We start from the raw sequence: 26,268 nt of genomic DNA, 5'->3' as shown, positions 1-26,268 counted from the left end.
TTTAACTTAAAATCACGATCATGGTAGCAGAAAAACCATCATTTGAAACGATGCCTTCACTTCTTTTGCAAGTACAGGAAAATCAAAAAAAACTTGCTCAACAAATCTCAGACTTTCAAAAGTCATTTGAGCAAAACTCAAGACCTACGCAAAAAGAGATCCTTACAATTGAGGAAACTTGTGCACTTTTAGGTGTGAACCGTTCAACATTGTACAAATGGGAGAAGGACGGCGTTGTCTTGTCATACGGTCTTGAAAAAAGACGTTACTACAAATACTCCGAGATCATGGAGAGAATTGTCCCTTTAAATAAATAAAAAACCCGCAGCAAATTGGAGCAAGCGGGAGTATGTGTTAAGAGTAGAAGACTAACGCAAATATAACGTTTATTTCTCTTTGTTGCAAAATCTTATTGCAATGGAAAAAGAATATTTTCAAAATCAGAAAAAGCTGTTTTTTGAGTATTTGATCAAGCATACAGTTACATGCTCAATGGCATCAAAAGCACTAAATATACCTCAAAAGAACCTTACTAGATACAAAAGACAATTAGAAAACGCCGGAAAGTTGAAAGCGTGTTTTAAATCGATCTGTAGAGTAACGAATCACAGAGCTGAATATTTAACAACAAATCCGGAAATAATTAACACTTTAAGATCATGAGTTTACCTGTTTTAGATTTAATAAAGCCGGTGATCCAGGCTGCAAAAGAACTTGATCAAACCGAAGTATTAAATAATGTAAAAAAGTCGCTACAGCCAGCAGATTTCATCGCTGAGGTTCACCCGTCCGTCATTGAGTTGCGTAAACAATACAATCAAGCAGATAGCGAGGAAGAAAAAAGTAAGATATCAGAAAAACTTTCAAAATTCAAGCTTCAGCAAAAAAATTATATTGTGATCGCTACTGAAAAAATATTACAGCTAGCCGAAACTTTAAAACTAGATTTTTGCCTTCATAATAATATAGTTTACACATACAACGGAGTGTATTGGCAAAGCCTGGAAGATAACGAGCTTGAAAGGTTCCTAGGCGACTGCGCAAAGGTCCTTGGGGTTCCTAAATATGACGCTTCTTATTTTGATTTTCGTAAAAAAATGCTTCAGCAATTCTTTTCTGTGGCTTATTTACCAAAACCAGAAACAAAAACGGAATCTGTTTTAATCAATCTTCAGAATGGCACACTAGAAATTTCAGAGAAAGGCGTAAATCTTAGAGAACATCAGCCAAAGGATTTTCTAACTTATGTACTCCCCTTCTGTTACGACCCCACAGCAGTTGCACCTTTATTCAATAGTTTTCTGGATGAGGTTCTTAGTAAGCAAAAGCAAACTGTTATCAGTGAGTATTTAGGTTATATTTTCATGAGACATGGAAGCGGCTTAAAATTGGAAAAAGTATTGCTTTGCTATGGAACAGGAGCGAACGGGAAATCAGTGTTTTTTGACATTGTTACAGCGTTGCTAGGAGATCACAACGTGAGTAATTTTTCTTTATCATCATTAACGAATGAAAACGGGTACTATAGAGCTAAAATAGCAAATAAGCTCCTTAATTATTCGAGTGAAATCAATAACAATATTGAAGCGGCTATTTTCAAACAACTTGCCAGCGGGGAGCCGATCGAGGCGCGACTACCTTACGGAGATCCGATCACGGTAAAGAATTATGCAAAATTGATGTTTAATACTAATGGCTTTCTAGTTGGTGAACAGACAAACGCATTCTTCAGAAGATTTCTTATCATTCATTTTGACAAAACAATTTCAGAGGAAAATCAAGATCCTGAATTGTCTAAAAAAATAATCAACAGGGAACTTTCAGGAGTTTTGAATTGGGCTTTAAAAGGATTAACATCACTTTTGGTAAATAAAGAGTTCACACCATCGGAAGAAATAAAACAAACCCTAAACGAATACCGTACGCAATCCGATCCGGTCCAAATGTTCATACTGGAGAACTATTTAAAGCCTGGCACACGTCCGGAGCCTTTGAAAGATTTGTACAAGGCATTCAAGGAGTTTTCAGAAGAAAACGGAAACCGTGTACTGTCAGCAAAAACATTTGCTGATCGTTTGAGAATGGTGGGGTTTGAAACCGAAAGAAGATCAATCGGTAATGTTGTCTATGTAGATGATGTATCTAAATAAAAAACCTTTCTATTATGGAAACTAAATTCGCACCATCTACCCAAAGAGCCAAATTAACCCCGATGTGTTATTGTGGCCAACATAACAACAAAGACGGAAAATGTGCACCGCTTGCGGATGATCCTAATAAAGGATATTGTCATTCTTGTGATAAGTTTTTCGACAGTGCAGAGAAAAAGCCATACACTCCAAATCTTCAACCTCCGAAGCCAACTGATTACCATCCGGCAGAAATGCTGCAAAAGACTTTCAAGAATGATAAAAATAAATTTGTCTTATTCCTGAAATCAATATTTGAAAGTGCAATTGTGGACCAAAACACGAAAATGTACAACGTAGGAAGTTCTAAACATTGGGACGGCGCAACAATATTCTGGCAAGTGGATGATTTACAACGTGTACGTTACGGAAAAGTAATGCTTTACGATCATAAATCAGGAAAACGAGTAAAAGAACCCTTTAACCACTTTACAAACATTCACACAATCCTAAAACAGAAGGAATTCAATCACAAACAATGCCTTTTCGGTCTTCATTTACTACCAACCAATAAAAAGCCTATTGCAATAGTTGAGAGCGAAAAAACAGCTATTATAATGAGTTTGGTTGATAAGGAATATTTATGGCTCGCCACCGGTGGAAAAGGAAATTTCAAATATGAAGTTTTACAGCCATTAGCAGGTAAAAAAGTTGTCGCCTTTCCTGATGTTGGTGAAACATTATGGAATGAGGTTTCAAGCCGATTGAATGAGACAGGATTTAATATTACTATTTCCGATAAGCTAGAAAATCAAGGATTCCCGAAAGGTTTTGATATTGCCGATGTTGTACTGCAGCAAATTCAGGAAAAGAAAAACCCAGAAAAAGTAAACGAGCGCAAAAATGCGCCGGTTGAGGTTCCAGAATTACAGCGTATCAAATCGTCACTTTCAACCGAGACAGAAGAATTAGAAAAATTAGCAAGAAATCTTATTCCAGAATATGAAAGCAGAACCGAAAGAGAATTGCTGTTTTCGCTGAGTGAAATTAAAGGCTTGGGAGATCAGGCCGGAAAAGATTTAATCTTAACAATGCAGGTAAAACAAATCATTGACTATTCAAAGGCGGGATATTATTTCCTGTCCAATTCATCACCATTTTAAACAATAATTAAAAATGAGCATAAATCAAAACAATCCTCTTAATGATCCGGAAACAAGGAGACTGATTTTAAATCAACTTTCGATAAAAGAACTTAATGAATTAGCAAATTTAATTGACGGAAATCAAGCCCCGACTCTCGAAACATGGTTTAAATGGAACAGAGCAAAAAACAATGTATTAAACAGAAGATTAAAAGCAAAATACATTAGCCCACCGACAAACTGTCAGCTTAATTAAATAAAAAACCATTGCCATGGTTGACTATGGCAATGGTTAGTATCAAAAATAATTTCTAACCCTTAAAAAAAAATAAAAGTATGTACAGAAACCCATGCACGTGAAAACGGCATGATTAAACCAAAACAATGAACACAAGTCAGGGAGCTCTGCATTTCGGTGCATCTATAGACACTACACAATTTCGTAGAGACATCGACTCTATGCGCCGAGATATATTAGGGCTCACTCAGACAACAGTCCAGCAGACAGGGCAAATGGATTCTGCTTTTAAGAATCTTTCTATAGGAATTGCGAGCTATTTTTCCATTGGCGCGATTAAAAGCTTTGTAACTGAACTTATAAACGTCCGGGGAGAGTTCCAGAAAACAGAGATAGCATTTTCTACAATGCTAGGTAATGCAGGAGACGCAAAAGCACTGATGGGACAAATGGTTGATCTTGCGGCAAAAACACCCTTTTCGCTACAAGACGTATCATCAGGAGCAAAACAGTTGCTCGCCTTTCAGGTTCCAGCAAATGAAGTTGTTGATACTTTAACCAGAATGGGAAACATTGCTGCAGGCCTCTCTATTCCTCTTTCCAGAATTAACCTCGTTTATGGCCAAGTAAAAGCAAAAGGCAAATTGATGGGTGATGACCTTCGTCAGTTTACAGAAGCCGGGATACCAATGGTTGCGGAATTAGCTAAAAAATTCAATAAGACAACTGCTGAGATATCGGCAATGGTTTCAGCCGGGAAAATAGGATTTAAGGATGTCAAAGACGTTCTGTTTTCAATGACCAACGAAGGAGGAATGTTTTTCAATCTTATGGAAAAGCAATCACAATCGCTTTCCGGTCTCATTTCAAACCTAGGGGACACTTGGGATCAGATGTTAAATAAAATAGGACAAAGTCAAGAGGGGGCTCTAGCTGATGGAATAAAGGGTCTTGCGTACTTAATAGAGCATTATCAGGAAGTAGGAAAAGCTTTATTAACTCTAGTGGAAATTTACGGATCTTATAAGGCGGCTTTAATTTTAACAAGTGTCTTACAGACAAGAGTTGCTACACCGGCAGTCATACAAGGTTTCGCAAATTTGATCAAGATAATCCAAGGAACAACTGTTGCTCAGGAAGCGTTAAATGCAGCATCTTTGAGAAATCCCTATGTTCTTTTAGCTACAGTCATAGCGGCTTTAATCGCGGTTACATACAACTACAGAAAGGAGATAGGTATGTTGCTGGGAGTTGTAGAGGAGGCTACCACCGCACAAAAGGTGCAGGACCAGGTAATGCAGCAATACAATGAAAACTTTAGCCAGGGAGTCATTGAGACGAGAGCAGCTATTCAGCAATTAATTTATGTTATCAAAAGCGAATATTCTTCATTGCAGCAAAGGGAGCAGGCGTACAAAAAACTAATTGATTTAGACTCCACCTTTGTGGGAACCTTAGATAATCAATTTAAAGCAACAGAGCGGCTAAGCTATGCATTTGAAAATCTGATTCGGAACATGCAAAAAATGGCGATGGCTCAAGCGGAAGTGGCTGTGAGAGCTGAAAAGATGAAGAAGTTCGCTGAAGCTGAAATGAATGTTGGAATTACCGAAGTGAAATTGGATGATGCTGTTCAACAGGTTAAGGCCTTGACAAAACAATATAAGGAAGGGAAAATCACAAAAGATCAATACTTTAAAGGCTTAGACAAAACTAATGCGTCAGAATTAAACGTTTCACTCCTTGAACAAAAGAAAAGCCTTGTTGATATAAAAAAGGAAAAGGAGTTCATTCAAAAATTAGATCAAAAAGAAATATCAAACCTTTTAAAAGGGAACGAAATATTAAAAGCCCAGATAAGGGGAGGAAAGGTAAAAGGCAAAATTCTGACACCTGAAGGGAAAAAAGACCTTGAAGCCCAACTGAAGAATAATGAGAATATTTTAAAAGTCAGATTTAGTGTAGAACCAGAAATAAAAGTTGATCCTGCAGCAGTCAAAAGCTGGGCGCAAGGAATCAAGGATCAGATTTCCGCACTTGAAGAAGAATTAAATGCACCAGGGACTTCACAGGCAAGATATTACGCCATTCAAGATAAAATTGATCAACTAAACGAGTTATTAAACCCTAAAAAGGAGAAAAAAGCCAAAAAGGATAATCGCCAGCTAGCGGAAATAATTCCTCTAGGCTCACTAAAGGAGCTTGAAAGAAGAGCGAGGCTATATCAAGACGCGCTTGAATCTGTTGAAAATGGTTTGGTAAAACTTAGAAAGCTGGATAAATACGGAAATGACAAGGATAAAAAAGGGAATCCGTATTTAACAGGTGAGGTTATTTCCGTTGAAGAGCTTAAAAACAGAATGAGAGCAAATAAGGCGCAAGTCGATGCTCTCAGAAAAGAACTTTCTATTTCTTCGTTTGATGAAGAAATGCAGGAAACAGAGCGCCAATGGAAAGTCCGGTATAAAATGGCAGCTTATTATGGTGAAGAAAGCGCAAAAGCAATGTTTCCCAAGCTGAAGGGCGAAAGCTACTACTCAGACATAAATGAACGTTTTAAAGCGCTAAATGGAAAGAAAACATCCGGAGTTGACATGACCGATGAAGAGCTGGATAATTGGGGAAAACTAAAGGATATACTTTCTTCGCTCAATGGAACGAAGGATCCATTTACGTCTTTTACCGAGTCTCTGGAAAAAGATCTGATTAAATTCGACAAAGCGAGTGACAAAATCGAGTATCTGAATAAAAAATTATACAAACTTACAGACGAGGAAATATCGAAAGGTTATAAAGCGGAAATATTTACCCAGCTTAATAATATTAATAAAGATATGGAGCAGTCGTATGATGGATTATTGAAAGAACATAAATCTTACGCAGACAGAAGAGTACAAATTGAATATGACGCGACAGAAGCTATAAAGAAAATAAACTCTGATCAAAAGCTGACTCCTGAACAGCAGAAGACGTACTCTAACTCCATAAGCAAGAAATCAAAAGAGGAAATTTCCCAGAATGCAGTTGAAGAACTTACTCAATCAAAGGCATGGATGTCGCTCTATGGAAACATTGATGAATTAACCGCCTATCAAATGCAGGCTCTACTGAAAGAACTGGAAGCCAAAAAGGATAATTTATCAAAAGTTTTAATACCCATTGATTTTGGTGTTTTGCTCAGGAATTTCCGCGATGTAAAAGCAAAAATAAGTGATGAAAATCCGTTTTTAGGATTGTTTAATTCTCTTCAAGATTTATTCGCCTCTTTTGGAGCTCAGTCTCAACAAGCTGGAGAACAGGCTTTCGCAGGTTTCGAAAAGGCCACCGAAGGCATAAGAGGAACCTTAAAAGCAGCTAAGGGGGTGATTTCCACACTTACACCTGCTAGAGAATACATGAGCGATACGGCAAACGATGCTATTGATACTATTGATCAGGTGGCAACTATGGGAATGGCCATGTTACAAGCTATTGATGGAACCGTAAAAGCCGTGAAAAAAGCCCTTGATAAAGCATCTTGGTCCAATTGGATCACTGCTATTATTTCCATTATTTATACTGTTATTAAAGCCATAGTTTCCTTATTTAGTTGGATAGCGGGAAATAAGACGAAAAAGATTAACCGAGATATAAAAAATTGGCAAAGGGTAGTTGACGAATTAAAGAATTCTTATCAGGAACTTCAAAAAGTCATTGAAAAAACAGCCGGTGAAGAGCAATTAAGCAGACAGCGAGAATTGATCACGAATTTACAAGAGCAACAGCGTATACTTTCTACAATGCGCTCGAAAGAAGGACAAAAGAAAAAAGCAGATCAGGATAAAATAGCGAGATATAGTCAGGAAATAAATGAAATTAATCAGCAGATACAACAAATAGTTGATGATTTTCAACTTTCTGTTACTACAGTAGACTTTAAAGATTTGTCAAAACAACTCGCTGAGGCTTTAGTAAATGCTTTTGGACAGGGTGAAGACGCGGCTAAATCATTTGATAAAGTCTGGGATGATGTTATGCGTAATGCAGTGTCCAACGCCTTAAGAATTAAGATTCTTGAGCCTAAAATACAGGAAATGGTAGATAAACTGTATTCTTCTATGGGGTACGGTGGCGGAGGTAGTCAGGCTCAAAAAGATGCAGTAAAATCCTTCGAGGCACAAATAGCAGAAATTGACAAAAGGTTACAGTCATCAAACGGACTATCGTCCCTTACTTTAAATTCAATTAGATCCGGTCTTGTCGAAAAATTAAAGCAGATTCAAGCCCAGATATCAGCTAATTCAATGTCCGGTGCTTTCGATGGGTTAACAAAAGAAGAAAGAGAAGCAATTAAAGCAATGGGCACTAACGCTATGCAGCAGTACATGGATGCCTTAAAACAGTATGAGGAACTATTTGGTGCATCGGCAGAGAACGCACAAGGACTAAAAGGTGATATTAAAGGTATCACGGAAAAGACAGCCGGCGCCTTGGAGGGACAATTTAATGCAGTCAGGATTAATATTGCTGCAGTCCTTAAGATTATGCAGGGTAATCAGACTGTATCTAACGCGCAGACCGCTTTGCTTTCTCAGATAGAAATCAATACCCGTCGGCTACATAATATGGATAAAACATTATCCGAAATGAACTCTAAAATAAAGCCGGGATTGGCCGGAATACCATAAATAAAAATTTTCAGCACTAACAATTACTAACAAAAATTACAATGGATTATTCAAAAATTATAAATCTGAATGAATGGCCGCCAAAGCCAGAACAGAAAAAAGAAGTGGAGCCGGAAAAAACAGACACCGATGTTCCGGATTGGGCAAAACCTTTCGTTGAGGCTATAACCAAGACAGAGGAACTAATCAAAAACATCAAAGACCAACAGGAAGCAAAAACAATGTTCAAAGAGCCGCTTTTAGGAAAACCGGAAACAGAAAATGGGATTTCCCCTGCAGTTCAAGACTATTTAAACAAAAAATAAAGCAATGGATTCAAAAAGAATAAAAATCGCTGCTAATGAAATGCTTATTTCGGAACAGCAAGATAATATTACCAGAACAATCAAAATGATGAATGAAATTCTGGAAATATGGAAAGAACAAGGTGTAAAATTAACTGATGAAGAAATAAATTCCTTGATCAGATCTACTTTCGGAGGTGCAACTATTGAAAAAATAGCCTCAGCCCGAAGCTCTAAACTACGACCGAGGCAACAGCTTGAAGAATTCACTTCATGGGTTGATGATATTAAACTTGCATTTAGAATTTATCCAGGTTTAGAATTATCGCCCTTCTCATATTATGCCTACTATGAGAAGGGGAAAATGCACATAAAGGAGGGCGCATTTGAGGAAATTGCAGACCATTACACGTATTATATCACAGAACAAAAAGACATTGAACTGTACAATCGACATCAAAAGTTAATCGAGGAATCAAATAAACTCTCTGAAGAAATCCGGCTAAATACCGGAGTGAACCGGATAACTTCTGCGTGGCTTTTCGGTTTTGGTTCAGATGGAACCGCCTTTGCTCCAAACACTTTTATGTACGGCAAATAGAAAAAGGAGCCTCTCAGAAATGAGAGGCTTCAATTTTGTAAATAATTGTCGGAATATTTACTCTCTACAAATTTATGGAGGGTTAATAATCCTACTTACCATGACACTAACATGGTATATTAGAAGTTTATTCTTTCGATAATTCGCCCTAAATGCGTTTCAAATTGCTGCTTATGCTGAATATCTACAATTTCGACTAACATACGTCTCGCATCGTCATGATAGCCCTCTTGAAGTAATAATACTTTGTGATTTCGTAGTTCACCTTTTTTATTTAAAAACCTTGAACGATAATGCGGCGTATCGTCTCGATATTCAATTTTCTTTATGCCAGATTCTATTTGGTCAAAATAGACCTTCTGTATAGGCAGGTAAAGAGGTTTAATTTCAATTGCTGAACTTTTAACAATCGTCTTTGCTGGTCTTGATACTTTTGTTCGGTGACGTTGAGCGGTATTTTTCATGAGTTTGAATTTGTTTTGAGGTTGTAATATAAAAAACCTTTTTCAGCCAAGAAAAAGGTTTGCTGTAAATGCCCTTCTTACTTCTAATTCTCAACGCCTGCAAGCTGTTTTTTAAGTATTTATTATTTGTATTGCATCGGGCAAAAAAGATGTAATATGATTAATTTTCATTGTCAATATTCTGCATGCTTGCTCGTAATGAATGGACGTCAAGCTTGTTTACAGCCCTTATTTTAGGTTCAGTAATTGACATTGCTTTCTCTTGAAATTTGAAGTAGATAATTCTAATGTTTTTTAAATACTCTTCTTTGGTAATTAGACCATTATCAAAAACATTTTGATTTTTGCTCATTAGCATTTCGATATTATTTAAGTCTCGTATTTGGGACTCTGTCAAGCATTGATAAGTACAATACATATTTATCAGTCTCACGGACGGTCTTTCACCAATAAGAAATTCATCACCAGAAATTGCCCCGCTATCGTATGTATAAACAAGAATTTGAAGGGCATTTTTATTTAATTTTTTAGATGTACCTATCATGACTTAAGTGTTAATTTTCGTTATTAATATTTTGTAAACTCGCCCTTAGAGAGTAAACGTCAATCTTTGAGGCTTTTTTTATCTTTGGCTTTGTTATGTATTTGATTTTTTCAACTATTTTAACCCATAGTACATATCCATTTTCGTTATATTCTTTATTCGTAATTAGACAATTTGCATAAACAGAGTAGTTTTTCTCAATCAAACTACATAGGTGTTTTATTGATTTTGATTGCTGCTCTGAAATATTAAATTCTCTGTCAAGCATTTTCTCGAAAACTCGCGATAAAGACAGGTAGGTCCATGATTTATGATTATTTTCAAGTAATTCAATTTTTAAAACAGTGTCTACTGCACTTTCTAAAGCTTTACATAAAGCAAATGTATCTGTCATGATATTAATTTTCGTTTTGAAGGGTTGCTATTTTGGCACGTAAACTCATAAGACTGCTTTTGCCTAATCTTTTTTCGATCACCTTATTTTTTAAATGAGCCTTTTTAATCGCTTCAAATTTCTGAAGTAGGATCTGCTTAACCTGATAGAACATTTGCATAAATTCAGCAAGAGAAAGAATCTCAGTCTCACGAAGTTCTACGGCTTCACAAAATGTTTTAGTAATAGTTTTAAGGCGAGAAATTTGATACGGTGATACCGCATTGTCTTCTAATAGCTTGTAGGTGTATTTCCATGAAATTCTCCAACTATTCCAATCGTCTTCATAACACAAGAACCGACCTATTTTCATGCAGAACTCAGCTAAACCCGTGTATAGGTATTCTTCTTTCCAATTATTTAACGGTTCTAAACCTATCAGTTCGTTGAAGTTATATTGTGATAAAACTTGTTTAAGGGTCTTAGTTTTGGTGTTTATATCCTTTTTCATGATGTGTATTATTTATTAAAGGTTTTCGAAATTGTCTAATTTTTCTATGAGGTCGTTTATTTTCTTGATATCTGCTTTGCTTAACGCTGGTAACTTGTAAACCGAATTAGTCTGAGCATTTGTCAGCTCAATCCAAAATAAAGGGTCTTTCTTGCCAAATACTATTCTCTCTATCTTAATAGATCTAGTTTGATCTAAAACTGCATTCTGTTCTATTCTACTGTTCTTATTCATAATTAGAATATTTCGATTGTTGAAAGATCGGCTGATTTTAAACCTGGCCAGTGATTGGGTAATGTACCAGCTTGTTTTTTTGCCTTATTTCGTCTAATTCTGATAAGCTTCGCGGGGCTTTTACAGATAGTTGCCACCGCCTTTTTCTCTGGGGTTCTCGGCTGCTCTACCATCATAAAGTTTTCAATCTTAAAACTTCTGAAAGAATTTGCTTCTACATCGAAATAGGTAAATGTTGTTACTTTCGGCTGATTTTCTGATTTGAATTGATAATCAATCTTATCCATTTTCAAAGTGCCTACTGCTTTTCTCAGGCTACCATCTTTTTTCTCAAAGTAGAAAGTCATTTCGCCATTGTGCATTTCTTTTTTAAGTCTGAAAAGCAACCAGGCTTTTTTAAGACACACAGACCATTCTTTGCCGGTAGCCGCCATTATGTGATAAGCTCTTAGCATTACTGTTTTTCTAAATGATGTAGTTGAAGTTTTCATATCGTTGATTTTTGTTTGTTCTACTTGTACTGTTTTTTCTTCTTTTTTAAGACCGAAGTATTTTGCCTGATCTGCCTCGCATAATTCAGCGACAATCATTTTGTCATCATTTGATAGAGTAGAAAGAATCTGATTCAATTTTTTCTCTAGGTTTGAAAAGAATCTAACATTTCTCATGTCATCACTGTACTGATATACAGTATCAAAAGCGTTTATGTTTCTTGCGATGTTTTCGGCTCTTTGGTTTGATATTGTATTCATGATTTCAGGTGTTTGAGTTATACCATTTGTTTAATTACCTATTACAAATATACAGATAGTTTAATTTGAAACAATAGTCTAAATGTTAAATTTTTGTTAATTTTTATACAATTAGTATATTTACAACTTTCACTTATACCAATTGTATAGAAACTTGTATATTTGCACTTATAGAAATAGTATAACTATGAAATTAAGAATCAAAGAAATATGCGATGAAAAGGGAATCATGCAGCGAGAATTAGCAGAAATGATAAATATTACTGAAGTTGGTTTGTCAAAATCCCTAAACGGAAACCCAACACTTCAAAGACTCGTAGAAGTTGCAGAAGCTTTAAAAGTTCCTTTTTTAGAATTGTTTGAGAAAAATCCAAATAGCTGCGGAGAGCCTATTTATAAGAAAGATTCTAAAGGTAATGAGGTTGTTATTGGCTATCTGAAAAAATAACAATGTATGTAATGTAGAAAATGTAGCTCTAAAAACAACTTTTTTTTACTCAAAAAGCTGAAGGAAATTATTCCCTGAGCATGTCAAATTATTAGAATGAATTAAACCGTAATTCAAATAATTTGAAAAGTAATATTTTAGAGGAAAATTTATAACATGAAAAAATTAATACTGCTGTCTTTATTTGCATTTAATATGGTCATAGGTCAGGAATTTATTTTAACCCCGAATAATTTCGTAAATAAAGATGATGAAACAAAGAATTTCATTGTTTTATCATATCCGGAACTAAATCAAAAGCAGCTTTATGATAAAACAAAAACATTTATACAATCAAAATTTAAAAATCTAAAAGGAGATGGTTTAAACGAGGTTGAATATTCTTTCATAAAGTTAAGAGCGAGTTCACCAGGAACGACCGTAAAAGTATTCGGTTCTGAGAGTTTAATGTCATACATGGTGACTACTTATGAAATTAATTTTAAAGACGGGAAATTGATGGTTAAACCAACCTTAGAGCGATTTGAATCAAACAGCCCAGGAGTTGACAATACCTACATAAATGGAGGTAATTCATTTGCTGGAAAATCAATCTTTAAAAAAGATGGAAAAGTATGGCTTAAAAATTATTACGAGGTCGCAAATGTGAGTGTAAATCAATTTATTGATGGCTTGAAAGCCTATTTGTCAAATAAAGAAGATTGGTAAAAATATAAAGTTCCTTAATAATTTAGGTTTAAGCAATCCGACTATGCCCAAAATGAAACAATATTTAGATAATGTAGAAGATCTGAGAAGCTTATCAATCAAAGACATTAAGAGATATTTAAAACCAAATACTTTCTCTGACAATGTTGTGTTAAACTTTTACAGGGATGGAGAAAGAACCGGGTCAATTGGAATAGAATCTCAGATATTTGACACTGAAGGCGCTATTACTCTATCTTACAAATACAGACAGGAATTTAGTATCAGTTATGAAATAGGGCTTGTTTCTAAGCCTTCGAACCTTGGAAAAGGTATTGTTTGGTATTTTGTATGTCCGAAAACGGAAAAGATCTGCAGAACCTTACATTTGAAAGATGGGTATTATTATCACAGATCTGCATTTCCTGAGCTTTATTATGAGAATCAGATTTTATCTAAGAACTGGCGAAAAGTTCAAAAGGCATTGGAAATAGAATTGTCTGGAAAGGTTTATGATGAATACTTCAGAAAGCATCGTAAGAAAACTTATCGAGGAATTCCAACGAAAGAAGAATCTAAACTCAAACGAATGCTAAAAATAAAGGAAGAGTATAAACCTGATCTAAGTATTTTAAATTTCATAAAATAGGTACTAAAGGAAAATTTTCCCTCAGTGAAAATCAAGATTACGAGGGGTTCACCCTCATGGTGAACGGTAATGAAACTTAGGATTTTACTTGCCATTTTGGGCAACCAAAGCAAATTTGCTTCCGTTATTTACCGAATTTTGCGAGTCCATAAAAAAGGAGATCCATTCTGATTATTTAATATTATTTAATACGGTTCTATAGTTGGACTTTTTATAACTTTTGATATTGGTCGGTGATCGGCTGAGATTTCAGCCAATCTCATTTTGATGTCGATTTTCTTCAATTTTAATTATTTGAATATTCTAAGATTCATAGAACAAAAGTTTGCTTTCCCATTTGGGAAACCGAACGAAACGAACGAACTAAAAAAGAGAGCGGCATTTTCCGCCGTCCTACTTTTACATACCCGGAATTCCGGGTATTTAGTTTTCCACAATATTATGGAAAACCTTGAAATCAGCAAGAGAAAGAATCAGTAAAATACCTAATTGATACTGTAATTTAATTTTTAAATGCAACCATGGATTGCTTCGAAATGTATGTAATGTAGGAAATGCACGCTCAAAAACAACTTTTTTTTACTCAAAATAGTATATTTACAACTCGGAAATTAAAGGTTCTGTTTTACCGCAAAAACAATTAAAGCACTACAAAAACTACTACAAAAACCATGTAACTACCTGATTACTAATAACTATAAGTAGTCCCTCCAACTCCACAAAAAAGAGAGCCTGTGTTTTACAGACTCTCTTTTTTTATTAAAATCGTTATTAAATTAATGCCCTATTTCAGTACACTTTCATTTACCTTTATCTTATTATCTACATTATACGGAAAGCATGCTCGGCGGCAAACCATATTGTTTCTTGAAAGCAAATGAAAAATGAGAAAGATTTTCAAAACCAAGATCCAGATAGATATCACTCGCTCTTCTGCCTGTTTTCAAAAGATAATGCGCTTCCTTAAGTCGCTTTTCGAGCAGCCACTTTCTCGGGGCAGTACCGAATATTTTTTCAAAATCGCGTTTAAAGGTGGCCAGACTTCTTCCCGTTAGATAAGCAAAGCGGTCCAGCTTCACATTAAAATGATAATTTTTCTGCATAAAACTTTCAAGATCTATTTTATAGGGATCTGAGATATCAAACAGAATATTTTTCAATGAGTGATCATGTCCGAATAAAAGAATTAAGGCTTCTTTCTGTTTTAATAAAGCCAGTTCAGGAGATTTATTTTCCAGCAAATCCTTGTATTGCAGTAAAGATTCCATGAAATATTTCAGATGCTTTACTTCAGAGACCTCAATAAAGGCAGGCATCTTTAATCTTTCAGGAAGAATAAATTGCTCTTCCGAAATCATTTCATTGAGCATTTCATCATCAAATCTGATGGATAATGATTTAAATTCTGCTTCTTCCCCAGGTTTTTTCAAAAATTTCAATAATTGATTTTTCCTGACCAGATAAATATCTCCACTACGAAACATTTGCCGGTGAACCCCATCATTAAGCTCCATTTCACCGGAAATTACCATTGACAAAGCATTGTACGAGACAAACTGTTCCCCTTCGCGAAAAACAGTAAAGTAGCAGGAATAATTAATGTAATCTATATTTTCAGACATTTCTTGACATTAAAGTCAAGCCAAAACTTTTTGACTTGACTGTTCAATATACTATTTTTAAGGCTTAATTACACCAAAATTGATTTCGGTTCTAAATATTCTTCCAGACCGAATGCTCCGAATTCTCTTCCGATTCCGGACTGCTTGAATCCCCCAAACGGAGCCAAAGGATCATGTTTAAAACCATTAATACAAACTCTCCCTGCTTCAATCTGAGAAGCAACTCTTACAGCACGGTTTTCATCGAAAGAGGTAACATAAGCAGCCAATCCATATGAAGTATCATTTGCAATAGAAATCGCTTCTTCTTCATTTTCATAAGGAATAATGGACAATACCGGGCCAAAAATTTCTTCCTGAGCAATACGCATATTGTTCCGGACATTCGTAAAAATGGTAGCTTTTGCAAAATTGCCTTTGTCAAGACCTCCTGGTTTTCCCAAACCACCTGTTAAAAGATCTGCTCCCTCTTCAATACCCAACCTAATATAGCTTTGTACGCGTTCATATTGTTTTTCAGAAACCATTGGACCAACATTGGTATTTTCGTTCGCCGGATCTCCAACCACAACGTGACGGACAGTCTCTTTGGCCAATTCATTAACCTCCTGCAACCTTGAATAAGGCACCAATAAACGGGTTGGCGCAATACAAGCCTGCCCGCTATTCATATATGCTCCATAAATAGCTTGAGGAACAGCCTGTTTAAAATCAGCATCGTCCAATATAATGTTCGGTGATTTTCCTCCCAGCTCCAAGGTCAGTCTCTTCATCGTTTCCACAGCTCCTTTGGCAATCATTTTTCCTGTCTGAGTAGATCCGGTAAAAGATATTTTGGCGATATCCGGATGATTCACGATTTCATTACCTGCAACACTTCCCAGTCCATTCACTAGGTTGAATAATCCTTTTGGCAGGCCAGCTTCGTGAAAGCACTCTATAATCAGTTGGGTCTGAAGTGCACTCATTTCACTGGGCTTTACCACTACGGTACAACCTGCTGCAACCGCCGTTGCCAATTTACTGCATATAAAACTGTTGCTGGAATTCCACGGGGTAATAATACCTACCACTCCTATAGGTGTCATCTGTACAAGGGTCTTACCCGCTTTTCTTTCGAATTCAAAATGACGAAGCGTTTCTATCATCTGCTCAAATGCGCCCACCATATTTTGAAAACTGGCCGTACAGAACTGTCGGGTTCCTCCATATTCCAGAATCATCGTTTCAATGAGTTCACTTTCCCGTTTTTCAACTGCCTTCTTTAGATTTTCAAGGATTTCAATACGTTCTTCTACACTAGTTTTAGAAAAAGTTTTAAAAGCTTTTTTCGCTGCTGCAATTGCTTTTCTGATATCTCTTTGATCTCCCAAAACAACTTCTCCTATTTTTTCATGATTTGTTGGGTTAATCAGATCAAATATTTCTGTTCCCTCTATTGATGTCAATTCACCATTGATGTAAGCCTCAGTGATACGTTTCATATTAATTGTTTTAATTTAATATGGCAAAGTTCTTACAATTTCAAAAGCTTCACTTTGCTACATGGCTCAATTCAACTTTGCTAAATAGTTCATAATGCAAATAAAAGTTAGGCTCCATTGCATGGATTAAAATAAAAAAAGCTTCATCATCATTGAATTTAACAGAAATAAAACGCGAGCTCTATATTATTACAGATTCAATTTCTAAGCTGAAATATCTTTGATTTGCCATTGACTACAAAGGATTTTAACATCATTTCTGCCCTGAATAACAATTTATTTTACTTATGATTTGCATAGCAAACATAAATAGCTGAAAACTAAAACACTAAAACTTCTCACTATAAAATAAGTATAGTCTACCCACAAAAAAGACTAAAAAAATGTTTTATCGTGAAGAATTTTATATATTTGCACCATCTAACAATTAAAAAAATAATTTACTATGTCAGACATTGCATCAAGAGTAAAAGCTATCATCGCTGATAAGCTTGACGTTGAAGAAACAGAAGTAACTCCTGAAGCTAGCTTCACAAACGATTTAGGAGCTGATTCATTGGATACAGTTGAGTTAATCATGGAATTTGAAAAAGAATTCAATATTCAAATCCCTGATGATCAGGCTGAAAAAATTACTACTGTAGGGCACGCTATCGCTTACATCGAAGAAGTAGTAAATAAATAATATTCTTCAACAAAAAAGAAAATTTTAAAAGTTTATGGAATTAAAAAGAGTAGTTGTAACCGGTTTTGGCGCAATAACACCGATTGGAAATAATGCAAAAGAATACTGGGAAAATCTTCTTAAAGGTGAGAGCGGTGCTGCTCCGATTACTCTTTTTGATGCCAAAAACTTTAAAACCAAATTCGCTTGCGAAGTAAAAGATTTCGATCCGTTGCAGCATTTCGATAAGAAAGAAGCAAAGAAAATGGACCGAAATACTCAACTTGGGCTTGTAGCCGCAAGAGAAGCGGTAGCACACTCCAGAATTATGGAAGACAATGTTGATAAAAACAGAGTCGGGGTAATCTGGGGGTCTGGAATCGGAGGTTTAGAAACTTTTGAAACTGAGGTTTTAGGATGGGCGAATACGGAAATTCCAAGATTCAACCCATTCTTTATTCCTAAAATGATTGCGGATATCACTCCTGGTCATATCTCCATTGAATATGGTTTTCACGGGCCGAATTATACTACGGTATCTGCCTGTGCATCCTCTGCCAATGCGCTGATTGATTCCAAGATGATCATCCAGTTAGGAAAAGCTGACGTTATTGTATGCGGAGGCTCCGAAGCTGCCGTTACTGCAAGTGGTGTCGGTGGATTTAATGCGATGATGGCACTTTCTACAAGAAATGATGACCCTACCACCGCTTCAAGACCCTTTGATAAAGACAGAGATGGTTTTGTACTGGGCGAAGGTGCGGGATCTATTATCCTTGAAGAATATGAGCACGCGGTAAAACGTGGTGCTACCATTTATGCAGAATTATTAGGTGGCGGTATGAGTGCAGATGCACACCATATGACAGCGCCTCATCCTGAAGGCCTAGGCGCTTATCTTGTAATGAAAAACTGCCTGGAAGATGCAGGCTTAACTGCTGATGAAGTAGACCATATCAACATGCATGGTACCTCTACTCCATTAGGAGATATTGCAGAATCCAACGCAATTTCGAGATTATTGGGCGAGCACGCTTTTGACATTCAGATTAATTCTACAAAATCAATGACCGGTCACCTTTTGGGTGCTGCCGGAGTTATTGAGGCTATCGCTGCATTAGGAACAATTATTCATGGTATCGTTCCACCTACCATCAACCATTTTACTGATGATGAAAATATTGACAAAAGATTGAATTTCACATTCAATACAGCTGTTAAAAAAGATGTAAAAGTAGCCATGAGCAATACTTTTGGATTTGGTGGGCACAATGCTTGCGTTCTATTTAAGAAAATCTAAATTCAATGAATGGAGTTACAGAAATACTTTTCTAAATTCCTTCTCAAAAAAAGAAAAAGAAAATTAACGGAGAGAGACTACTTTCTCAGTACCGAGATGAAAAAAATGCTGGGTGCCGAGGTTCAGAATGTCGCTCTTTACCGTGAGGCTTTCTCTTTAAAAAGTTCTTCTAAAAATCAAGACAGTAATTACGAAAGACTTGAATTTTTGGGAGATTCTGTTTTGGGTACAATTATTTCCTGTCATCTGTTCCAGACGTATCCTCAGGCCAACGAAGGATATCTGACCCAGATGAAATCTAAAATTGTTAATAGGAAGAATCTTAATAAATTAGGTGAAGACCTGAAGTTGATCGATCTTTTGCAAAAGCAGGGATCCGCAGCGTTAGGCGAAAATATTTCCGGAAATTTATTTGAAGCACTGATCGGTGCGGTGTATCTTGACTTCCATTATGAAGCCTGTAAAAGGATCATTCTGGAGAGATTGCTGACGCCTACCGAAATGAACAAGCTTGAAAATAAGATAGTCAGCTATAAAGGTCTTTTGCTCGAATGGAGTCAGAAGAAAAAAGTAAATATAAAGTACGAAACCTGCGAAGAAATCCAGGCTAATAAAGCAGTGGTATTCAGGTGTCATGTCTGGCTGGGAGAAGAAAAAATCGCCAATGCGACAGAAACTTCCAAAAAGAAGGCAGAGGAAAAAGCAGCACAGAGAGCATTTTATATTTTAAACAAAAAAGAAAACATACTTGGAAATCCAAAAACTTTATGATCTAGACGATATAGAATTTGAAGATATTGCCATAGGATTGGTAAGATTAGCAAAAGATGTACCTGCTCATGAGTTTTTCTATAAAATAAATCAAATCAACGGCCTTACCTTTTCCAGAAAAAAAGATGTGATCATTCACGGGGCTTATTATGATTATCATTTTCCAAGATTTGAAGCTTATCACAAGTTTACCAAGACGTGTTTTACATTCATTTCAAACCGTTCTTCGGAAAGTAAGCAAAAAAAACTGCAGACTGAGCTCTTTACAGAAGAAGAAAACATTAAATTTTTATTAAATAATCAGGTAGATGTAGAATATATTCTGCATACTTCGGAACAAATTCCTGATTTTTCCGTAATTTTGCTCCCGGAAAATCTTGTGTTTCCGATACAAGATTACACACTAGGTTCTGAAGAGGAACTTTATCAAATTATCCAGTATTATGAATAAGTATTTAAAGAAGACAAAAATTATTGCAACACTAGGACCTGCTTCATCATCGAAGGAGGTAATGTTAGGACTAATGAAAGCGGGTGTTGATATTTTCAGAATAAATTTTTCACATGCAGACTACGACTTAGTTCGAAATAATATTGAAATTATCAGAGAGCTTAATAAGGAATATGGCTATTCTATAGGAATCCTAGGAGACCTTCAGGGACCAAAACTTAGAGTAGGCGTTGTAAAAGAAGGTTCTTATCTTAACCCGGGAGACATCCTGACCTTTACCAATGAGAAAATAGAAGGTGATTCTACGAAGGTATATATGACTTACCAGCAGTTTCCTCAGGACGTAAAAGTGGGGGAAAAAATTCTTATTGATGACGGGAAACTGATGTTGGAGGTTATTGAAACCAATGAGATCGATACCGTAAAAGCAAAAACTATCCAGGGGGGACCATTAAGCTCTAAAAAAGGAGTTAATTTACCTAATACGAACGTTTCTCTTCCAGCTCTTACGGAAAAGGATATTCAGGATGCTAATTTCATGCTTGACATGGAGGTTGACTGGATTGCATTGTCATTCGTTCGTCATGCCCAGGATATTATCGACTTAAAAGAACTGATCAAGGCGCATCCAAACGGTAAATTCAAAACACCGATCATTGCCAAGATTGAAAAGCCTGAGGGCGTTAAAAATATTGACGAAATTTTATTGGAATGTGACGGACTGATGGTTGCCCGTGGTGACCTTGGGGTGGAAGTTCCAATGGAAGAAGTTCCTGCTATCCAGAAAAACCTGGTAGAAAAAGCAAGATTCTATTCTAAGCCGGTAATTATCGCTACGCAGATGATGGAAACGATGATCAACAGCCTTACGCCTACCAGAGCAGAGGTCAATGACGTTGCCAACTCTGTATTGGACGGTGCAGATGCAGTAATGCTTTCAGGAGAAACTTCTGTAGGAAGATATCCTATTCAGGTGGTTGAAAATATGACGAAGATTGTAAAGAATATCGAGACTACCCATTTTTACCAGCATAAAAATGAGCCTATCGAGAAAGATTACAACTGCATCGACGAAAGATTCATTACCAACAGAGTATGTCTTGCAGCGGTTAGAATTGCTAAAACAACCAATGTTTCAGCGATCGTTACTTTGACCCACTCAGGATACACCGCATTCCAGCTTGCTGCTCACAGACCGAATTCACAGATCATTGTATACAGTGGAAACAAAAGAGTGATCACCATGCTGAATCTTCTTTGGGGAGTTCACGCGTATTACTATGACATGAAGAAGTCTACGGATGAGACGATTATTCAGGTCAATATGCTGACGCATAACCACGGTTATATCGAAAGTGGAGATTTTGTAATCAATATCAATGCAACTCCATCTTATGAAGGTGGAAAAACAAATACGTTGAGACTGACGACAGTTTAGGCGACAAGCGAAATTACTTTTCGATTACCATACAAAAAACTCCCGGAAATAGAGATCTCCGGGAGTTTTTTGTATTTAATAACTGTAAATTACATTATTACTTTTTACAATTATACTTTTTACATTGTACAACTAGTTTCCCACGATCGTTCTTGCCACGACAAACTCTTTCAAAGCTAATAAAGACAACTCTGTTCCATAACCCGAATCCTTGCTGCCACCGAATGGAAAACGCGGATCAGAGCTCGTCATTCTGTTAATATTTACAGTCCCTGATTCCAGGTTTTCGATAAAAAATAACTGACGGTCTGCTTTTTTTGTCCAAACGGAATTTGAAAGTCCGAAAGGAATATCGTTAGCCATTTGTAAAGCTTCTTCATCACTTTTAGCAATCATCACCATTCCCAGAGGTCCGAAAAGTTCCTCTTTCAAAATAGGATTTCCTACCTGAACGCGAATTAAACCAGGTCTAAATTCATTTTCAGAAATTCTTTCCAAAGGCATAATAATTTCAGCACCATTTTCCAATGCCCTGTTGAATTGAGCTTCCAACTCATCGGCCAGGTCTGGTCTTGCCATTCCCGCTAATTTGGTTTCCTTATTGAAAGGATCTCCGACTTCGTACGTTTTATATTCTTCAATGAATTTCGGCAAAAATTCATCTTCAATTTTTTCGTCAATAATAAATCTTTTAGCAGCAGTACAGGTTTGTCCGCAATTTTGAAGTCTGGATTTCGCTCCTGCTTTTGCCGCTGCATCTAAATCTGCATCATCAAAAATAATGAAAGCGTCACTTCCTCCTAATTCCAATAAAGATTTTTTGATATTTAAACCAGCGATTGAAGCTACTTCACCCCCCGCTTTTCCACTGCCTGTAAGACTCACTCCTCTTACTGCATCGTGCTCAAGAATTTCTTTCACAGCGGTATGTCCTACTTCCAGGTTCTGGAAAACACCTTCCGGAAAACCGGCCTCCAGAAGAACCTCTGCAATTGCATTCCCGCTTCCGAAACAAATTGAAGCATGCTTCAGAACGACTGTATTTCCGGCTAAAATGGCTGGTACAGCAAATCTCAACACCTGCCAGAAAGGAAAATTCCATGGCATTACTCCTAAAATTACCCCTTTTGGAACATAATGAACTTCAGAATAAGAAAATTCAGATTCAATTTTTTCGGGTTTTAAAATATTTTCAGCCTCCGCATAATAGTTCATCATCAAAGCACATTTTTCCACCTCAGCAATCGATTCTGCAATAGGTTTATTCATTTCAGTGGTGATGATCCTGCCGAATTTTTCCGAATTATTCTTTAAAATTTCCGCCGCCTTTCTGATCAGCTTTTGCTTATCTTCAAACGGTACTTTTCTCCATTCTGAAAATGTCTTATTTGCTTGAATAAGCTTATTTTCAATTAACTGTTCCATAATATAATTTCTGTTTTAAATTCAAAAATGAATTTATTAATGCTTTTATTCTAAAAAGCATCGTGAAAGTAACAAATTTTGTTCCTTAAGGGTTAAAAAAAGAAATGATTTTCTCTATTAAAATAATATAATTTTACCTTTAGATCATAAACCATTCATTCATAAGACATGCGGCAAGTCTTGCGGTTCTGTCTTCAATATCAAGTGATGGATTAACTTCTGCTGCATCCAACGCTATCAGTTTTTTACTTTTTAAAATGTGGCGGTATAAATGCATAAAGGGTGTATCTGCAAAAATGCCATTGTAAGCGGAAGCAGAAACTCCCGGCGCAATAGAAGCATTAAAGACATCCATGCAAATGGTAAGATAGAGAACGTCTACACTTTCAACAAGCTCATTAATGCGTTCATAGATGGAAGGTAGATTTTCAAAAAAAAGTTCATCGGCAAGGATGTACTTCATTCCATACTGATGGGCTGTATCAAAAAGTTTCAGGGTATTTGAATTTCTCTGAATCCCGATATGCAGTGAATTGATCTGTCCTTCCTGTGCGATCTGCCAGAATCCGGTTCCTGAACTTGCTCCTACTCCATTTTCCGGTTGTCTGTTATCAAAATGAGAATCGATATTGATGATCCCGATCTTTTGTTCAGGAAAGGCCGTTTTCACGCCTAAATAGTGAGCATAAGTCACTTCATGACCTCCACCCAAAACAATTGATTTCCCGCCTTTCAAAAGTACTTTTGACACATTTTTAGCAAGACTGTTTTGGGAACTTTCCAAGTCACCGTCTTCACACGTTACATTTCCAAAGTCCAGAAGGGAAAAATCCGGGCGGATGACGGGAAAATTAGACATATTTTTTCGGATCACATCCGGAGCATCTTTTGCGCCCTGCCTTCCTTTATTTCTTCTCACTCCTTCATCTACGGCAAAACCGTGCAGCACAAAATCATCTGCTGCAATATTGTCATAGTTACGTTCTTCCTTAACCCGTTGAAATATTCTGTGAAAAAGAAGTTCTTCTCCGTCTAATCTGCCTTGCCAAGTGTCCTGAAACATAGATTTTAAATTAAATTTTAATTACATCGTTTTATCCTGTAAATCTAAATAATATTGTTTAGATAGTAAAACACTCCTGTGTTCAATTTCAAAAACGTTCTATGACATCCGTCATTCACGTCATAAGCCCATTGTAAGCTATTCTTTGTTCTGATTGGCATTACTGCTGATGAACATTTCATTGCGCTCTTCCGAAACTATTTCCAGGAATCGTTCATAATGCTTGAGCACATCAGAAATCAGTTCGTTCTTTGTGAAGTACTGCACATCATATCCTTCTCTTCCATCCCCAAAATAGGATCTTGGATAGTGGGTTTTACTGTTGTCCAGATCCGGAAGGTTTTCTTCATTAATCATGTATTCAGAAACGGTTTTCACCTTATTTTCAACGCCATATATAAAATTATTGACAACTCCCTGATGAATCTCTATTTCTATTCTTACGGGACTTTCATATTGATTTATTTTGGCTTCGATTCCATTGGATGCAAATTCCTGCTGCAGCTCTGTAAAAGCTTCTTTCGTCTTAACTTTAATAAAATGATCGACTGAAGAATTATCTTTAAAGGAAACGATATTTTTTAAGCGTTCTTTCCAAAATTCCCCTGACCACGGAACGGTAGAGGCAGAAAAGTTGGTATCATAATATTTCTGATCAATAATAAGTGCCTTCATTAAGCTTACGATGAATAAAAGTACGATGATTGAAAAGGGCAAAGCTGTAATTAAGGTCATACTCTGAAGCGCTTTCAATCCGCCTGCATTTAATAATAACAGGGAAAGTACGGCCAGTAGAATACCCCAGAATATAATTTGCCATTTGGGAGACTTTTTGGCATTTTTAGTAGCGATGCTGTTCATGACGAATATGCCCGAATCGGCAGAGGTTACAAAGAAAATAATAATGATGGCGATAACAAAAAATCCGGTTACTGTTGAGAGTGGCATATATTCTAAAAACCTGAACATCAAAGCATCAGGATCGGACGCCAGAGCACTTAAATTTCCGTTGGCCACATTCAGATCGAACCAGATAGCACTGTTTCCGAATACAGACATCCAGATAAAATTGAATAAGGTAGGAAGTACCAAAACTGCCAGAATAAACTCCCTGATGGTTCTTCCTTTAGATATTCTTGCGATAAATAAACCTACGTAGGGCGACCATGAAATCCACCAGGCCCAGTATAAAATAGTCCAGTCATAGAACCATGGCAATGCATTTTTTTCATAAACATGGGTATTGAAAGTAAGATTGAAAAAATTATTGATGTAGTTTCCCAATCCATCGGTAAAACTTCCTATCAAATATACCGTTGGACCCAATATCAGAACGAAGAGTAAGAGTACAATGACACTCATTATATTAATATTGCTTAAAATCTTTACGCCTTTATCTACTCCGCTGATGGCTGAAAAAACAGAAAGAGAAATAAGGCTGATAACAATAATCACCTGATTGGTAAAACTGTTTTCTGCGGTGATATGGAGTATATTTAATCCTGAGCTGATCTGTACCACTCCAAATCCTAAAGTCGTGGTCAATCCAAAGAAGGTACAGCATAATGCAAAAACATCAATGGCGTTTCCCCATTTCCCATTAATCTTATCTTTCAGCAATGGATAAAAGCAGCTTCGTAATGAAAGCGGTAATCTGTATCGGTAAGCAAAGTAAGATAAGGAAAGTCCTACCACTCCATAAATGGCCCATGCATGGATTCCCCAATGAAAAAAAGTATATAACTGTGCCTGTTTTGCCCGGCTCACATAATGATTATCGGCAAAAACTTCGGAAGAATAATGCTGCATAGGTTCTGCCACACTAAAATAGATCAATCCGATTCCCATTCCGGCAGCAAACAGCATTGAAATCCATGAAAAGAAGGAATACTCCGGTTTACTGTCATTAGCGCCCAGTTTTATGTTTGCATATTTACTAAACAGCAGGTAAACTAAAAAGATAACAAACAGAGTGACGGCCCAGACATATACCCAATTCAGATTGACAAATATAAACTGTTTAATCTGATTGAGAATATTTTCCGTCGGCTTTGGAAACAGAGCTGAAAGAAAACATGTTCCAATAATAAAAATCAGACTTGGGATCGTCACCCCTTTATTGAAAGTAGATTGTACATTTTTAAATTTCATCACATTTATTTTTCGTATTAATATTGACAGACACCTGGCATAGCCCTGGCAGAAGTACTCAAAGAATAATATGACTGCGTTATTTTCCTTATCAGGGATGTACTTAAGAACTATAGAAAATTACTGTTTTATACAATGAATTAACAGTAATGGGGTCACAATATAAGAAAACT

The 26,268-nt window shown here is 36.4% G+C and carries 25 protein-coding genes; 15 read left to right on the top strand and 10 right to left on the bottom strand.

Annotated elements, in window-relative coordinates:
* The first annotated feature begins 20 nt into the window (after positions 1-20).
* From BUC06_RS03145 to BUC06_RS03110, 7 genes are all read left to right on the top strand, one after another.
* Entirely contained in the window at positions 21-317 is a 297-nt protein-coding gene (locus tag BUC06_RS03145) for a helix-turn-helix domain-containing protein (protein ID WP_073329634.1), read from the top strand.
* 342 nt (positions 318-659) lie between these two features.
* A complete protein-coding gene (locus tag BUC06_RS03135) occupies positions 660-2,150 on the top strand; it encodes a DNA primase family protein (protein ID WP_073329630.1) in 1,491 nt (496 codons plus the stop codon).
* Between the two features lie 14 nt (positions 2,151-2,164).
* Positions 2,165-3,292: a DUF6371 domain-containing protein gene (locus tag BUC06_RS03130; protein ID WP_073329628.1), complete on the top strand. Its 1,128-nt coding sequence runs from the start codon at positions 2,165-2,167 to the stop codon at positions 3,290-3,292.
* 13 nt (positions 3,293-3,305) lie between these two features.
* Positions 3,306-3,530 carry a hypothetical protein gene (locus tag BUC06_RS03125; RefSeq protein ID WP_073329626.1) on the top strand — a complete coding sequence of 75 codons (225 nt, stop codon included), beginning with the start codon at positions 3,306-3,308 and terminating at the stop codon, positions 3,528-3,530.
* Positions 3,531-3,658: 128 nt separating this feature from the next.
* Positions 3,659-8,179 carry a tape measure protein gene (locus BUC06_RS03120; RefSeq protein WP_073329624.1) on the top strand — a complete coding sequence of 1,507 codons (4,521 nt, stop codon included), beginning with the start codon at positions 3,659-3,661 and terminating at the stop codon, positions 8,177-8,179.
* A 41-nt stretch (positions 8,180-8,220) separates the two neighbouring features.
* A complete protein-coding gene (locus BUC06_RS03115; RefSeq protein ID WP_073329622.1) occupies positions 8,221-8,484 on the top strand; it encodes a hypothetical protein in 264 nt (87 codons plus the stop codon).
* Between the two features lie 4 nt (positions 8,485-8,488).
* Positions 8,489-9,064, top strand: a complete 576-nt coding sequence (locus BUC06_RS03110) for a hypothetical protein (RefSeq protein WP_073329620.1) — start codon at positions 8,489-8,491, stop codon at positions 9,062-9,064.
* Positions 9,065-9,183: 119 nt separating this feature from the next.
* Here the strand turns inward: BUC06_RS03110 and BUC06_RS03105 are convergent, their stop codons facing one another.
* From BUC06_RS03105 to BUC06_RS03080, 5 genes are all read right to left on the bottom strand, one after another.
* Positions 9,184-9,528, bottom strand: coding sequence for a hypothetical protein (locus tag BUC06_RS03105; RefSeq protein WP_073329618.1), 345 nt, complete (start codon positions 9,526-9,528; stop codon positions 9,184-9,186).
* Positions 9,529-9,688: 160 nt separating this feature from the next.
* Positions 9,689-10,072 carry a hypothetical protein gene (locus BUC06_RS03100; protein WP_073329616.1) on the bottom strand — a complete coding sequence of 128 codons (384 nt, stop codon included), beginning with the start codon at positions 10,070-10,072 and terminating at the stop codon, positions 9,689-9,691.
* A 10-nt stretch (positions 10,073-10,082) separates the two neighbouring features.
* On the bottom strand, positions 10,083-10,466 hold the full coding sequence (locus BUC06_RS03095) for a hypothetical protein (RefSeq protein WP_073329614.1): 384 nt from the start codon (positions 10,464-10,466) through the stop codon (positions 10,083-10,085).
* Between the two features lie 4 nt (positions 10,467-10,470).
* Entirely contained in the window at positions 10,471-10,956 is a 486-nt protein-coding gene (locus tag BUC06_RS03090) for a hypothetical protein (protein ID WP_073329612.1), read from the bottom strand.
* Positions 10,957-11,192: 236 nt separating this feature from the next.
* On the bottom strand, positions 11,193-11,942 hold the full coding sequence (locus BUC06_RS03080; protein ID WP_073329608.1) for an SH3 beta-barrel fold-containing protein: 750 nt from the start codon (positions 11,940-11,942) through the stop codon (positions 11,193-11,195).
* Between the two features lie 187 nt (positions 11,943-12,129).
* On the opposite strand from BUC06_RS03080, the gene BUC06_RS03075 reads away from it, so the two are divergent.
* From BUC06_RS03075 to BUC06_RS03065, 3 genes are all read left to right on the top strand, one after another.
* On the top strand, positions 12,130-12,390 hold the full coding sequence (locus BUC06_RS03075) for a helix-turn-helix domain-containing protein (protein ID WP_073329606.1): 261 nt from the start codon (positions 12,130-12,132) through the stop codon (positions 12,388-12,390).
* Positions 12,391-12,546: 156 nt separating this feature from the next.
* Positions 12,547-13,098: a hypothetical protein gene (locus BUC06_RS03070; RefSeq protein WP_073329604.1), complete on the top strand. Its 552-nt coding sequence runs from the start codon at positions 12,547-12,549 to the stop codon at positions 13,096-13,098.
* 52 nt (positions 13,099-13,150) lie between these two features.
* Entirely contained in the window at positions 13,151-13,726 is a 576-nt protein-coding gene (locus tag BUC06_RS03065; protein WP_139263270.1) for a hypothetical protein, read from the top strand.
* A gap of 827 nt (positions 13,727-14,553) precedes the next feature.
* On the opposite strand, the gene BUC06_RS03055 is transcribed toward BUC06_RS03065, so the two are convergent.
* Both BUC06_RS03055 and BUC06_RS03050 read right to left on the bottom strand, forming a co-directional pair.
* Positions 14,554-15,348, bottom strand: coding sequence for an AraC family transcriptional regulator (locus BUC06_RS03055; RefSeq protein ID WP_073329598.1), 795 nt, complete (start codon positions 15,346-15,348; stop codon positions 14,554-14,556).
* A gap of 68 nt (positions 15,349-15,416) precedes the next feature.
* Positions 15,417-16,832, bottom strand: a complete 1,416-nt coding sequence (locus tag BUC06_RS03050; protein WP_073329596.1) for an aldehyde dehydrogenase family protein — start codon at positions 16,830-16,832, stop codon at positions 15,417-15,419.
* 445 nt (positions 16,833-17,277) lie between these two features.
* On the opposite strand from BUC06_RS03050, the gene BUC06_RS03045 reads away from it, so the two are divergent.
* The 5 genes from BUC06_RS03045 to pyk are packed head-to-tail and all read left to right on the top strand — an operon-like array spanning position 17,278 to position 21,456.
* Entirely contained in the window at positions 17,278-17,517 is a 240-nt protein-coding gene (locus tag BUC06_RS03045) for an acyl carrier protein (protein WP_002976354.1), read from the top strand.
* A gap of 34 nt (positions 17,518-17,551) precedes the next feature.
* Positions 17,552-18,796, top strand: coding sequence for a beta-ketoacyl-ACP synthase II (gene fabF, locus BUC06_RS03040; protein ID WP_073329594.1), 1,245 nt, complete (start codon positions 17,552-17,554; stop codon positions 18,794-18,796).
* Positions 18,797-18,805: 9 nt separating this feature from the next.
* Complete coding sequence (gene rnc / locus BUC06_RS03035; protein ID WP_073329592.1) at positions 18,806-19,567, top strand: ribonuclease III; 762 nt, start codon at positions 18,806-18,808, stop codon at positions 19,565-19,567.
* The gene (locus tag BUC06_RS03030; RefSeq protein ID WP_073329590.1) at positions 19,545-20,018 is read left to right on the top strand and encodes an IPExxxVDY family protein; all 474 of its coding nucleotides are present in this window, start codon (positions 19,545-19,547) and stop codon (positions 20,016-20,018) included. Before rnc ends, BUC06_RS03030 begins: the two co-directional genes overlap by 23 nt.
* Entirely contained in the window at positions 20,011-21,456 is a 1,446-nt protein-coding gene (gene pyk / locus BUC06_RS03025) for a pyruvate kinase (RefSeq protein WP_073329588.1), read from the top strand. Before BUC06_RS03030 ends, pyk begins: the two co-directional genes overlap by 8 nt.
* Before the next feature lie 132 nt (positions 21,457-21,588).
* On the opposite strand, the gene BUC06_RS03020 is transcribed toward pyk, so the two are convergent.
* From BUC06_RS03020 to BUC06_RS03010, 3 genes are all read right to left on the bottom strand, one after another.
* Positions 21,589-22,881, bottom strand: a complete 1,293-nt coding sequence (locus BUC06_RS03020) for an aldehyde dehydrogenase family protein (protein WP_073329586.1) — start codon at positions 22,879-22,881, stop codon at positions 21,589-21,591.
* A gap of 139 nt (positions 22,882-23,020) precedes the next feature.
* Positions 23,021-23,944: a formimidoylglutamase gene (gene hutG / locus BUC06_RS03015; protein WP_073329584.1), complete on the bottom strand. Its 924-nt coding sequence runs from the start codon at positions 23,942-23,944 to the stop codon at positions 23,021-23,023.
* Positions 23,945-24,082: 138 nt separating this feature from the next.
* Positions 24,083-26,095, bottom strand: coding sequence for a BCCT family transporter (locus BUC06_RS03010; protein WP_164466081.1), 2,013 nt, complete (start codon positions 26,093-26,095; stop codon positions 24,083-24,085).
* Positions 26,096-26,268: the final 173 nt, after the last annotated feature.

Source organism: Chryseobacterium carnipullorum, assembly GCF_900142785.1.
GTDB classification, from domain to species: domain Bacteria; phylum Bacteroidota; class Bacteroidia; order Flavobacteriales; family Weeksellaceae; genus Chryseobacterium; species Chryseobacterium carnipullorum.
The sequence above is the reverse complement of the archived record's forward strand: the minus strand, read 5'-3'. Positions and strand labels throughout refer to the sequence as shown.